Genomic DNA, 13,600 nt, shown 5'->3' with positions numbered 1-13,600 from the left:
AAAAGCTTCGAGGTGTGTCTCCACCGTTCCCATCGAGAAAAAACGAAAAAAATGGGCGGGGTAATTCAGGCAACTCTTTCCGGAAGAGCTTGCGTTGGTCAATCTGAAAGGCAGAATTCCTGAAGGGCGAAGGCGGGATAACCCGGTTCGCGGAAAAGTTGAGGTGGAGTTTGCCCACCCGGCAATGACTCGTTTTCATGCGCATGCTTGAGTGGTCTACGATTCTCATCGCCGGAAGTTGCTCGAAGCGGGAAACTTGAGAAACAACATGTCTTCACCCGATTTCTCCAGTCCCTCCAGCGCCGTGGAATCCGCGTCAACCGTGTCGCTCACGCGTTGGCAGAAGTTTTGCCTTGTCGCCAAGGTGGTCGAGTTGCGGCTGCGGTTCATCGCGTTGATTGCGGTTACCGGGCTTGTGTTCGCTTATTGGGACACGATTTGGAATCGGTACGACAAGTGGACTCGGCCTTCGGCTGCGAGGGAGGTGGCATCGTCAACGACAGAGTGCTTCTGCCCCATGCATCCGAATGTGGTCCGGGAGGAAGCGGGGAGTTGTCCCATTTGCGGCATGCCGCTTTCGAGCCGCAAGAAGGGGGTGAAGGAGACGCTCGCCGAGGGCGTTACCGCTCGGATTCAACTCGACCCATTTCGGATTAGGCAGGCCGGAATTCAGACGGTGGAGGTCGGTTATTCGCCGATGTCCGAGACGTTGACAACAGTCGGCACGGTGGCCTATGACGAGCGCAAGCAGGCCCAGGTCGCGTCCCAACTCAAGGGAATGGCGCGGGTCGAGACGCTCACGGTGAACTTCACGGGAATGGCCGTCAAGGCAGGCGACACTCTGGGTGAACTCTCCAGTCCTGACTTGTCTCAGGCGATCCAGGAACTTTTACTGGCGAAGCGGGCGAGTGGTGATCCTGCTCGGACGCCGAACGGTTCGGGCCGCTCGGGCGCGGCGGACGGACTCGAGCTGGCTCGGCTGGCCGAAGCGAAGCTCAGGCTTTTGGGGGCTACGCAGGCCCAGGTCAACGCGATCGTTGCTCGAGGGAAGGGGGACGAGAAGCTGCCGATCATTGCCCCTATGGGAGGAGTCGTCGTCAAGAAGAACGTGGTCCAGGGGCAGTATGTTACCGAGGGGCAGGCCATGTTCGAGCTTGCCGACCTCTCGACCGTCTGGGTCAAGGCGCATGTCTACGAGGACCAGGTTGGCCTGGTCCGAGTCGGCCAGTCGGTCGAGGCAACCGTGCAAGCCGACCCGAGCCGGCGATTTGCGGGACAGGTCGCGTTCATTCAGCCACGGGTCGATCCGGCGACTCGTACCATCGAGGTGCGATACGACCTCGATAACCGCGATCAAGGACTCCGTCCCGGTATGTTCGCCACCGTGACTCTGACCACCTTGATGGCGGAAACTCCCTTGTTCCGCGAACGGAGCACCCCGTCGCTCTCCGACGGGGGGCCCACCGCGCCTCAGACGGAATGTCCTGTCACTCACGCAAAGCTCGGTTCGATGGGGGATCCGATCGCCATCGAACTGGAGGGGCGAAAGGTCTGGGTTTGCTGCCGCGCTTGCACCCCGAAATTGAAGGCAGAACCGGCGAAGTACTTGGCCCGGCTCGCGCCTCCGCCGGTGCGGGAAGTGCTGAGCGTGCCGGAGTCGGCGGTCATCGATACCGGAATCAGCAAAGTGGTTTACGTCGAGACCGAACCGGGGATCTACGAAGGGCGGAGAGTTGAACTAGGCCCCCGCTCGGGCGACCGGATCTCGGTATTCGGTGGCCTGCGCGTTGGCGAAAAGGTCGCCTCGGCTGGTGCCTTCTTGATCGACGCTGAGAGCCGACTCAATCCCGCAACACGCGGGCACTCTCGAAGCGGCGTCGAGGCCTACAATGATCTGGGATCGATTTCGCCAGTTTCGCTGCCCCTTCCCGTTCCGGCGACGTTTCCCCGTTCGGCACGACCCGCCGAGGACGCCATCCTTCGCTCGGCCCCAAGGTTGAACCTGCCATAATAGAGGGGCTGATTGAGTTGTCGGCTGGCTTCAATGATGCTGTGATTATTTGCTGGATTTGCTTGCGTGTAGAATCTTCTTGTTTTTCATGGGTTTTTGCTGATGGTTGGCCGCTCGCCCTCCTGGTGCCCGATAATGCGTTTAATTGATACTTCTGAACCTCGTTGATTTTCTCCTTGAGTTTCAAACCGGGACCGAATCCTTTGTGGTCCTGAAGTGGTATTGGGATATTTGCAGCAAGACCTGCTCCAATACCTGGAGTATCACTTCCGAATCATCCGCGAGAATCGCGTCCGAGATGCCGATCTCTGAAGAATGAACGCGCGCATCCATCAGCGGTGAAGTCGCCGCCATCTTCGCTAAGGGCGAACCATGACGCCTTACTATGAGGGAACTTCCGAAGCCGAGCACCTCATTCGAGGTACCCCGGAATTGGTCGAGGCCTGGCTCAAAAAGGCGAAGCAGGATCGCAGCCGACTGACGACCCGGCTCTTCCAGCGGCAAAAGAAGGAATTTCTTGACGGTTTCATCAGCGGTCTGGAACGGCATCTTGCACTGGTTGCCAGTCGCGCATCTTTGGAGGCCACTTCGCCCGAGCGTGTGCCTTACGCTCCGGTCACGATTTCGCCGGCGTCACCAGTTTTGGTCGAGCTTGTCCCTGAGAGCGACCTACCGAGAGGGATCGCCCCCATCGTCGACCCCGATTCTTCGCCGACTGACAACGAACCGGTCGCTCAACCCTTGGAGGCGAACCCCACGATCGTGTTCGATGAGCCTGTTGCTGAACTCGAGTGCCTGGCTCAAATCGTCGAACCGAATCCGAGCCTACTTCATGAGGAACCGGTGGCCGAAGTGGAAACACTTGTCGGCGTTGGTGAGGCCCATTTCCAGCCGGTGAGTGATGAGCCCGATTCCGAAACGGAAATGGCGATGGGCGTCATGAAGCTGTCGGGATGGGCCGGGGAGAAGGAACCCGATTCAGGTGTATTGAGCGAGCGGGCTGACACCCTGTCGAACGCTCTCGACGGCGCCTTCGTCCAAACCGGGGGCCCTGTGCCGTCCGTCGAGTGGAACCGCGTCTTCGAGCAAGCTCGAGGTGTTGGCATGGTCGACCTGTCAGCGTATGACTTTATCGATGGGCTCGGCGAACTTCGCGAGCTGATCGACCGCTGGCAAAACCTCCACCAAAGCTCCTCGTCGCTCGAAAATCTCTGAGGGATGGATTCGAGGACGCGTCGCGAGGGCTCACGGTACGTCTGAACAGATCGGCGGCACGCTCGCTTGAATCGGATGGTCATGGCTGATAACGTGGCTGATATTCAGCAAATGTTATCCCCTGGTTCATTCCCAAGAGATGCGAGGCGTCCATGCTCCGTTTGTTGGGCCCTGGAGCTCGTCTGTGCGACGGCCGGAGTCGCCGAGAGATCCTCCGCATCGGCGGGTTGGGATTCCTGGGCGCGGGGTTGAGCCTTGCCGACCTGACCGGGGCTGAGGTTCCTGCGGTTTCTCCGGTGTTGGCTGATGCCACCTTCGGCCGGGCGAAATCCTGCATCGTCCTCTTCCTCATGGGAGGGCCGCCCCAGCATTCGACTTGGGACCCCAAGCCGGATGCGCCGGCGGAGGTGAGAGGGGATCTCGGTCCGATCAGCACGAAGGTTCCGGGGCTCTCGATCTGCGAGCTGATGCCGAAGACGGCGATGGTGGCTGATAAAATCTGCCTTCTTCGCGCTGTTTCCACCAGGGATAATGCCCATTCTTCCAGTGGCTATTACATGCTTACGGGTCGGCCTCATCAGCCGATGAACTTCGAGAATGCCAACCCGGGGCCGCCCAATGACGCCCCCAGCCTGGGCGCGATGCTCGGCCGTCTCCGGGCTGATCGTGGTGATCTTCCCCCGACGATTACTTTGCCCAACCGGATCGTCAACACCGACGGAAGCATCTGGCCAGGGCAGGACGCCGGGTTCTTGGGGCGCTCTCAGGACCCTTGGCTCTTGAATGCGCAGTTGACCCCCGCAGGATACCGGATCCAGGAAATCGACCTGCCCGCCGACCTTGATCTGGATCGGCTGGGGCGTCGGAAAGACCTGATCGACCGGCTTCAGCATGGGTTCGATGCGTTGGAACACGACCCGGTTGCGAAGCGAATGGACGAACGGTCGACGCGGGCGTTCGAGCTACTCCACTCGCCACGTGCTCGACAAGCATTTCGACTCGATCACGAGCCGGAGTCGATTCGAGAGCAATACGGCAAGACTCCCTTCGGGCAAGGGGTCCTGTTCGCGCGGAGACTTGTCGAGCGGGGGGTTCGCTTGGTTCAGGTCAACTGGTATCGGGGGCCAGACGAGCCTCCCGCCAACCCTTGCTGGGACAGTCACTCGAACGAGACCTCGCGACTGAGGGACGTTTTGCTCCCCCCCATGGATCGGGCCTATGGCGCCCTCCTGGCCGATTTGGAGAGCCGGGGCATGCTCGACGAAACGCTGGTCGTTTGCATGGCCGAGTTTGGTCGAAGCCCTCGTCTGGACACGAACGGCGGCCGAGGTCATTGGGGGTCAGCCTTTTCGGTGGCAATGGCGGGGGGAGGCGTGCGCGGGGGCCAGGTGTTCGGATCGTCCGACCGGCTTGGAGCCTATCCTCGCGAAGGGAAGGTTGGCCCGGAAGACCTGGCTGCAACCATCTTCCACTGCCTGGGGCACACTCCAGAGACGGAGTTCCGCGATACGCTGGGCCGGCCGTTCCCGCTCAGCCGAGGCGAGGTGATCCGCGCGATCCTTTAAGAATCACTTCCTTCGTTTGATCGCGCAAAATCACTTGTAACGATTGAGACGATTCTGATGTGACCTCGGGAGCTGGGATCGAACACTCTTTGGGAGCGAGCCGGAAGACATCACGAAACCGGAAGGGCAAACGATCGCAAGTTTGCCGCCTACTTCTGATAGCGGAGCGAGGTCATCCTCCGAAATCTGAGGGCCGGCGCGAGAATCGTGGTGTCGGTCGGATACGGCCCGTGGGGGCCAAGCGATATATCCCAAGAGGAATGCTTCGATGCAACGAGGTTGGCGTCGATCGCAGATCGCGTTTCTCGCATTTGGCGTGGTGCTGATCGCCTTGTTCGCCCCGGCTTCGCCCTATTTCCGTTCGGATCGCCGGAAGGCGAAATCGCGTGAGACCGTCCGGTCGGTGCCGGTTCGCCGCATCGACTGGCTCACCGCGACGATCACGGCGGCGGGACGCGCGGCGAGCATGAATAATTCGGAAATTCGTTGTAAGCTGGAACGATTGACAAGCCCAGGTGGGGGAGGCTCGGTTTCTTCCAATGGCTCGTCGACGATCCTGAGTGTGATCCCCGACGGGTCGGTGGTCAAGAAAGGGGATCTGCTCTGCGAGCTCGACTCTGCGGAGTACCAGGAACTCGTTCGCCGGCAGACGATCGGCGTGCAAAAGGCGATGGCCGAGCATCGCGAGGCACAGCTCAACCTGGAAATCGCCGAGATCAGTCTCCAGTCATACCTGGAGGGGAGCGTTCGCCAGGCCGAGCAGGAGTTCGAGGGCCAGGTTGCCTTGAACACCTCGGGACTCGCGCGACAGGAAGATCGCCTGGCCTGGGCCCAGCGGATGTTGACCAAGGGATACGTTTCGCTGAGCCAGGTCTCCGGTGAGGAAGAGACGCTGCTGCGTCTGAAATTCGCCCTCGACCAGATCCGGATGTCGTACCAAAACTATCAGCGCTATAGTCTTCCACGCGACAAACGCTCGCTGCAGAGTCAGGTCGATGGTGCGAGGGTCAATCTGAGTTACCAGACGCTTCGACTCAAGCTGGAGCGGGATCGGCTCGCTCTGTTCGAAGACCAGGTGAATCGCTGTACGATCCGAGCGCCAAATGACGGCTTCGTGATCTACGCGGACGAGCCGGGACAGCCTCAGCGGATTTGGGAAGGGGCTTCGATTCGCCAACGTCAGCGCATGTTCTACCTGCCGGATCTTGACCGCATGGAAGTCCAGACGATGGTCCATGAGACCGTCATTGACCGGGTCGATGTCGGGATGGCGGCCCGAGTCCGCTTCGAAGCCCTCCCGGGTCGATCCGCCGAAGGACGTGTCACGTCAGTTGCTCGGCTGCCGCTGCTCGACCAGAACTCGAGCGCGGGCGACGTCAAGTATTACCTCGCGGTGGTGCGGCTCGATCAAATCCCGAGCGGGCTCCGCCCCGGCATGTCGGCCGAGATCGAAATTGTCACCTCAAGGTTGCCCGAAGCCCTGGTGCTCCCCCCCGTTGCGATCACGGTCGAGAACGGCAAGGAGGTCTGCTACGTCATCGGAGCAAAAGGGATCGAACGCCGCGAGATCAAGGTCGGCCAGAGGAATTCGGATTACACGCAAGTCCTCGATGGCCTTGAGGAGGGGGAAAAGATCGTTCTCGAACCCAGCGAGGTTGCGGTAACCACCCTCTGATTCAAACCCGGCCCGGGATGATCCAGCACGACTCGTGCCGGGTCATTCCGATGTGCGGATAATATTCACGGGCCTTCGGCGCGGCCAGCAAGATTAGGGTCGTTTTGAGACCGGCCGCCTCATGGGTCAGCCGGATCAACTCTCGACCGATCCCTCGCCGCTGGTATTTTTCGTCGACCGCAAGATCGGACAAGTATGTGCAAAAGTTGTAGTCTGTAAGGGCTCGTGACACACCCACCAAGAGCCCTTCGAGCCGCGCGGTCACCACGAGATCGGCTTCTGCAAGCATTCCTTGAATCGTTTTGAGATCGCCGACGGGCCGACGTTCCGCCAGCGTGGAACGCGCCAGCAGGTCGATGAACTCATTCGGTTCGAGGCCTGCTTCGGTTTGGTACGTCAAATCCATCGGTCAACTCCAAGGTCCGAGCGATACAACCGCCAATTCGATTGAGCCTTTCCTGGGACTGCGGGTTCCCCGCCTCTGATCCATTTTTGGATGGATCCCCATTCACAAAGAGTGGGCCGGACGACCACGGTCTCAGAAAATTCCATTTGATTTCACAAGCGGATCCAACGGCCCGCGAGGCTCAGGTCGCGATCGGGTTGAGATCAAGCTCTCGCTTATACTCAATTGCGATTGGCTCCGACAAGGAGCCGAGCAAGCAATAAAGCGGAAACCAAGGCCCAAATCAGGAGACTTTTGGTTGGCTCAAGGCCCCCCAAGGGAGAGTGGACAAGCCGGTGGCAGACGCCCATAATTATCGGGCGGTCGAGCGATTCAGCCTCGGGGAAATGTCAATGACGAAGCACACGATCAAGGATTACCTGAACGGTCGCGTGGAGGTAGGGTCTCAGGTGACTCTCGAGGGCTGGGTTCGCACCCGACGCGATTCCAAGGCCGGTTTCTCGTTTCTCCAGATTCACGACGGCTCCTGTTTCGACCCGATTCAGGCCGTGGCACCGGCGACCTTGGTGAATTATCAGTCTGAGATCCTTCACTTGACCACACACTGTGCGGTGCGGGTGGTGGGAACCCTGATCGAGTCGCAGGGAAAAGGGCAGCGTTTCGAGGTCCAGGCGGAACGGGTCGAAGTGGTCGGCCTGGTGGAGAACCCGGACAGTTACCCGGTCTCGGCCAAGCGGCACTCGTTCGAGCACTTGCGAACGGTGGCACACCTGCGGCCCCGAACCAATACCTTCGGGGCGGTCGCTCGCGTCCGGGACTGCCTCTCGTCGGCGGTCCATCGGTTTTTCCATGAGCACGGCTTTCTCTGGGTGCATACGCCGATCATCACCACGAGCGATGCCGAAGGTGCGGGGGCGATGTTCCGGGTTTCGACCCTCGACCTGGCGAACCCCCCGCGCGACGACCAGGGCGACGTGGATTTCTCCGCCGACTTCTTCGGCAAGGCGGCCAGTTTGACCGTCTCGGGCCAGTTGAACGTCGAGGCCTATTGCCTGGCCCTGAGCCGGGTCTACACATTCGGCCCCACCTTTCGCGCTGAGAACTCGAATACGACTCGACATCTCGCCGAATTCTGGATGATCGAACCGGAGATTGCCTTTGCGAACCTCTCCGATGACGCGGACCTGGCCGAGGAGTTCCTGAAGTTTCTCTTCCAGGCCGTGTTGAACGAGCGTCCTGACGACATGGCCTTTTTTGCCCAGCACGTCGATAAGGACTGTATTACGAGGCTCGAAGCGTTCGTCGCCGCGAGCTTCGAGCGGATGGAATACACCGACGCGATCAAGGCGCTCGAAAAGGCCCAGGCCAAGGGCGAAAAATTCGAGTTTCCGGTCCGCTGGGGGATCGACCTTCAGTCCGAGCACGAGCGCTACCTCACGGAATCGCTCGTCGGTCGGCCCGTGGTTCTGATGAATTATCCCAAGGATATCAAAGCGTTTTACATGCGGATGAATGACGACGGCCGGACGGTCGCCGCCATGGACGTATTAGCCCCTGGGATCGGGGAGATTATCGGTGGCTCTCAGCGGGAAGAACGGCTTGACGTTCTTGACTCCCGCCTGGACGAACTCGGGCTTTCCAAAGAGCACTACGCCTGGTATCGCGACCTCCGGCGGTACGGCACCGTGCCCCATGCTGGGTTCGGCCTCGGCTTCGAGAGAACGATCATCTATGCCACGGGAATGGCCAATATTCGCGACGTGATCCCCTACCCGCGTACGCCGGGAAACGCCGAGTTCTGATCGAGCAAAACACTGGGCCTCGTTCCAACGTTCGCCCGTCCTCCTTTGGAATTGGCCCCCGACGCGACCCATCGGCTATTCGCCAGGCCATTGTGTGCGCCTGGTATGGCATCGCGCACTTGATGACAGAGATCCCCCGATTGGCATTCGAGAACGAGAGAGAGCCTGTTACGTTCCGCTCGCCTGGAAAACCACACGACGGTCGAGTCGTCCGGACTACGGAAGGTTTTGGAGGGATAAGGGCTTGGACTAAAGCCAGGATCTTGTTTAGATACTCTGTGAACAGTCCCGCCTCGATCCCACCCTGCTTGGAGTTTCACTCATGGCGCGATGCCGACCTGCAACGTCTCTTTTGCTTTGCTCGTTCCTTTGTTTGACTGTTCGAGCGGCTACCGCCCAGGAAGAAGCGGCGAAACCACTCCGAGCGGGCATTATCGGACTTGACACGTCGCACGTGGTTGCCTTTACGAAACTCCTCAACGGACCGAAGTCACTGGGAGTTCGTGTGGTTGCGGCCTACCCCGGGGGAAGCGCCGACATCCCGTCGAGCCGCGACCGCGTGGAAGAGTACACCAAGGAGCTTCGTGACGGATTCAAGGTGGAGATCGTCGACTCGATTCCCGAGTTGCTGAAAAAGGTCGACGTGGTCTTGCTGGAGAGCGTGGATGGCCGCCCTCACCTCGAGCAGATCCGCCCTGTCTTCGAGGCGCGTAAGCCCGTCTTCATCGATAAGCCGGTTGCCGGCTCGCTCGCCGACGCGGTCAAGATTTTCGAGCTGGCGCGAGAGTCGGGAACGCCTTGCTTTTCCAGCTCATCGCTTCGCTACTCACCGGGAGTCGTCGCCATCAAAAACGATCCGAAGATCGGCGAGATCCGAGGATGCGATGCGTTCAGCCCGTGCTCGCTCGAAGAGCATCATCCCGACCTCTTTTGGTACGGAGTTCATGGCGTCGAGACGCTTTTCACGCTCATGGGGACCGGCTGCAAGTCGGTCACGCGCGTGCAGTCGGACGACTCGGAATTCGTCACGGGCACCTGGGACGGCGGCCGGATCGGCACGTTCCGTGGGCTGAGAGGGCACGGGGGCTACGGCGCCATGGTTTTCGGCACCAAGGGGAGCGGCCCTTGCGTAGGAACCGGCGCGTATGACTTGTTGCTGCAAGAGGTCTGCACATTCTTCAAGACTGGGAAGCCGCCCGTGAGCGCGGATGAAACCCTGGAAATCTTCGCCTTCATGGAAGCGGCCGACGAGAGCAAGCGACAGGGGGGCAAGCCGGTCTTGCTCGAGACTGTTCTCGCCAAGGCTCGCGCCGAAGCCGCCAAGTAGTCGAAAAGCAAGGACGGCGGGTCTTCGCCCGCACTCGTGAACCCTTTGGGCTTGAGCGCCTTGGCGCTCAAGCCCAACGTTTTTTCGGGCGATTCTCGTCAGGCCTCGACACACGTCCCGCCTTTGCTGCAAGCCCGAATCGGAACGGGATCCGCGCTCAGAACCAGAAGCTGCGCCACGTCACCATACCAGTAAACGACCGTTAAAGTGAGCCTGTATTCACAAGGCAGAAGCGATGGCGATCGTTTAAGCTGCTGTCCGCGCCGGGGTTGCCGAATTCGCCGAGCCGAATTCGTAGCCCGATCTTGTCATTGACAATCGTCCTTGGACGATGGAATCCGGGACGTTCACGACGACCGGTTCACCTGCCATCGCCTTAAAACGTTGCGATTCAGGTCAAGGTGATGCCGCACGGGATCTCGGTCACAAGAGCGAATGGCGAGAGTAGTACAGGGGCCAGCCATTTTGCGCTCGGAATTGGCCCGAACGTCGCTGTGGGAGCCAAAAATACTTCCCTTCTCGGAGGGAAGTGTCGAACAGATGCTCTTGTGGGTTGGATGGTTGTTGTTTGTGTTGAAAAATAACATGTGCATGTTTTTGTTTTGTCTGCCAGGATTGGCTTGGATTTCAATAAATGCGAGCGATCGGATTTCGTCTCGTGATTGATGACCTCTGAGAACCTCACCCGCGTGATACAAGCACTGGTTCGCTTGCCGACGGCATTTCCGTCACCTGCGCTTGACGCACAGTGTGACCGTAGCTTGCGATAGCGGATTGCCTTGCCGTACACGTCAGATTAAGATCCACCAGCGGATTCCTTGGAATTTCCGTCCGGCAGTCGTCCTTCTCTTTGAGTTGTCGACACGACTTGTCTGACATCCACCAGTCCCTGTTAGACTCGCCGGTATCACCGAAGCGAAGGAGAGAATGCCATGGGAGTCGATTCGGGAGCGGTCATCAAGACGCTCAATAAGACATGTGTCAACTCCCTCCAGGCGGCGGCCGGGCTCTGCCTGTCACGCACGAATTACAGTGTTGAGGTCGAGCACTGGCTGCTGAAATTGACTGAGGTGCACGATAGCGACCTGGCCCGGGTCTTCCGCCACTTCGAGGTCAACACGTCGCATCTTCAGCGCGATCTGACCAAGGCACTCGATCGATTGAAGACCGGCAATGCGCGAACGCCGATGCTCTCTCCCTCGATCGACGAGTTGATCCGCTCGGCGTGGGTGCTCGCCTCCCTCCAATATCAGTCACGACAGGTCCGCTCCGGGTTCCTCCTCCTCGCCCTGCTCGAGGATGAACAACTCGGCCGGCTGGCCCGCGACGCGTCGCCGGAGTTCGCCAAGATCAAGGTGGAGACCCTCGCGAGCGGAATGACGAGCCTGATCGCCGGCTCGGCTGAGGAGGAATCGCCGGCGCGCGAGGCCGAGGGGCAAGCGACGCCTTCCCGTGGTGCGGCAACCCAGACCCCCGCGCTCGATCAATACACGATCAACTTGACCGAACGGGCGCGGGCAGGCCAGATCGATCCGGTTCTCGGCCGCGATGCCGAGGTCCGTCAGATGGTCGATATCCTGATTCGCCGTCGCCAGAACAACCCGATCCTGACCGGTGAGGCGGGGGTCGGCAAAACGGCCGTCGTCGAGGGCCTCGCGGCTCGGATCGCGGCGGGCGACGTTCCCGAGCCGCTCCGCAAAGTGGTTCTGAGAACCTTGGACCTCGGCCTGCTCCAGGCGGGAGCCGGGGTCAAGGGGGAGTTTGAGAATCGGCTCAAGCAAGTGATCGCCGAGGTGAAAGCCTCACCCGTGCCGATTGTCCTCTTCATCGACGAAGCACACACCATGATCGGCGCAGGGGGACAGGCCGGTCAGGGGGATGCGGCCAACCTGCTCAAGCCGGCCCTGGCTCGAGGCGAACTCCGTACGATCGCGGCGACCACTTGGGCCGAGTACAAGAAATACTTCGAGAAAGATGCGGCCCTGGCCCGACGATTCCAGGTGATCCGGGTCGAGGAGCCGAGCGAGGAAAAAGCGATCGTGATGATGCGTGGCATTACCGCCATGCTCGAGAGTCATCACGGGGTGCGGATCCTCGATGAGGCCGTAGAGGGATCGGTCAAGCTCTCCGCGCGCTATATCCCCGGCCGACAACTTCCCGACAAGTCGGTGAGCCTCCTCGATACGGCCTGTGCTCGCGTCGCGATCAGCCAGACCGCAATCCCGCCGGCCGTCGAGGATTGCCGCCGCCGGATCGATCACCTCAAGGTCGAAATCGGGATCCTCGAACGCGAAAATGTGACGGGAGTCCAACACGACGCACGGCTCGCCGAGACCCGGGAGGCACTTGCCAAGTCCGAGTCCCTCCTGGTCGAGCTTGAGAAACGGTGGAAAGAGGAACGAACGCTTGTTCAGACCATCCGAGGGCTCGCCGAGCAAATTGAGAAGGCACATGCCGCCAAGAACGGCAAGGCCGGCGAGCTGCCGACCATCGAGACCCCGGCCCAGCCAGATAAGCTCAAGACCGAACTCGCCACTCGAACCTTGGAGTTAAGCGCCCTCCAAGGCGATTCGCCGCTGATGCACGTGAATGTTGATTCTCAGACGATCGCCGCCGTGATCGCCGGCTGGACCGGGATCCCGGTGGGCAAGATGCTGGCCGATGAGATCAGGACGGTCTTGAACCTCAAGACGAAGCTGGAAGAACGCGTGATCGGCCAGGCGCAAGCTCTCGAGGCCGTCAGCCAACGCATTCGGACCGCTCGGGCCAATCTGACCGACCCTCGTCGCCCGATCGGTGTCTTCCTCCTGGTCGGACCCAGCGGCGTGGGCAAGACGGAGACCGCGATCTCACTGGCCGACTCGCTCTATGGCGGCGAGCGGAACCTTGTCGTTATCAATATGTCCGAGTATCAAGAGGCGCATACTGTCTCGGGTCTGAAAGGCTCACCACCCGGTTACGTTGGCTACGGCGAAGGGGGAGTTCTCACCGAGGCTGTCCGGCGCAAGCCTTACTGCGTGGTCCTGCTCGACGAGGTGGAGAAGGCCCACCCGGACGTGATGGAACTCTTCTTCCAGGTCTTTGATAAGGGGACGCTCGAGGACGGTGAAGGACGCGTGATCGACTTCAAGAACACGGTCATCCTTCTGACCTCGAATGTCGGGACAGAGACCACCATGGCGCTCTGTGCCGATGAGGATACCACGCCCGAAGCCGCCGGCCTGGTCGAGGCGCTCCGCCCCGAACTCCTCAAGGTCTTCCCCCCGGCCTTGCTCGGACGCCTGGTCGTCGTCCCTTACTATCCGATCTCCGACGAGGTGATGAAGCAGATCGTCAGGCTCCAACTCGACCGGATCGTCAGGCGGGTTCGCGAGAACCACAAAGCCGCCTTTACCTACAGCGAGGAAATCGTCGCGAACATTGCCAGCCGTTGCAAGGAGGTCCACAGCGGAGCACGCAATGTCGACCAGATCTTGACCCGCAGTCTTCTGCCGGAACTTTCCCAGGAGTTCCTCGCCCGTATGGCCGAGGGCGACGTCCTCACCAGCGTTTATGTGGATGTCGACGAACAAGGGAACTTCCGCTACCAATTCTCCTGA

At 60.2% G+C, this 13,600-nt stretch carries 8 protein-coding genes; 7 read left to right on the top strand and 1 reads right to left on the bottom strand.

All coding sequences use genetic code 11. The features are described 5' to 3' along the window. Positions 1-268 precede the first annotated feature (268 nt). From SINAC_RS11950 to SINAC_RS11935, 4 genes are all read left to right on the top strand, one after another. Positions 269-2,011, top strand: coding sequence for an efflux RND transporter periplasmic adaptor subunit (locus SINAC_RS11950; protein WP_015245890.1), 1,743 nt, complete (start codon positions 269-271; stop codon positions 2,009-2,011). Between the two features lie 372 nt (positions 2,012-2,383). Continuing rightward, the gene (locus SINAC_RS11945; RefSeq protein ID WP_015245889.1) at positions 2,384-3,226 is read left to right on the top strand and encodes a hypothetical protein; all 843 of its coding nucleotides are present in this window, start codon (positions 2,384-2,386) and stop codon (positions 3,224-3,226) included. A 152-nt stretch (positions 3,227-3,378) separates the two neighbouring features. Then, positions 3,379-4,791 (top strand): DUF1501 domain-containing protein, encoded by a 1,413-nt coding sequence (locus SINAC_RS11940; protein WP_015245888.1) that lies wholly within the window; start codon positions 3,379-3,381, stop codon positions 4,789-4,791. Positions 4,792-5,059: 268 nt separating this feature from the next. After that, positions 5,060-6,466 carry an efflux RND transporter periplasmic adaptor subunit gene (locus SINAC_RS11935; RefSeq protein ID WP_015245887.1) on the top strand — a complete coding sequence of 469 codons (1,407 nt, stop codon included), beginning with the start codon at positions 5,060-5,062 and terminating at the stop codon, positions 6,464-6,466. Position 6,467: 1 nt separating this feature from the next. Here the strand turns inward: SINAC_RS11935 and SINAC_RS11930 are convergent, their stop codons facing one another. Beyond that, positions 6,468-6,872 (bottom strand): GNAT family N-acetyltransferase, encoded by a 405-nt coding sequence (locus SINAC_RS11930; RefSeq protein WP_015245886.1) that lies wholly within the window; start codon positions 6,870-6,872, stop codon positions 6,468-6,470. Between the two features lie 392 nt (positions 6,873-7,264). Between SINAC_RS11930 and asnS the strand changes: the two genes are divergently transcribed. From asnS to tssH, 3 genes are all read left to right on the top strand, one after another. Further along, the gene (gene asnS / locus SINAC_RS11925; RefSeq protein WP_026012011.1) at positions 7,265-8,674 is read left to right on the top strand and encodes an asparagine--tRNA ligase; all 1,410 of its coding nucleotides are present in this window, start codon (positions 7,265-7,267) and stop codon (positions 8,672-8,674) included. A gap of 322 nt (positions 8,675-8,996) precedes the next feature. Then, positions 8,997-10,001: a Gfo/Idh/MocA family protein gene (locus SINAC_RS11920; protein ID WP_015245884.1), complete on the top strand. Its 1,005-nt coding sequence runs from the start codon at positions 8,997-8,999 to the stop codon at positions 9,999-10,001. A gap of 932 nt (positions 10,002-10,933) precedes the next feature. Then, positions 10,934-13,600 (top strand): type VI secretion system ATPase TssH, encoded by a 2,667-nt coding sequence (tssH, locus tag SINAC_RS11915; RefSeq protein ID WP_015245883.1) that lies wholly within the window; start codon positions 10,934-10,936, stop codon positions 13,598-13,600.

The sequence above is a fragment of the Singulisphaera acidiphila DSM 18658 genome (assembly GCF_000242455.2).
GTDB classification, from domain to species: Bacteria; Planctomycetota; Planctomycetia; order Isosphaerales; family Isosphaeraceae; genus Singulisphaera; species Singulisphaera acidiphila.
The sequence above is the reverse complement of the archived record's forward strand: the minus strand, read 5'-3'. Positions and strand labels throughout refer to the sequence as shown.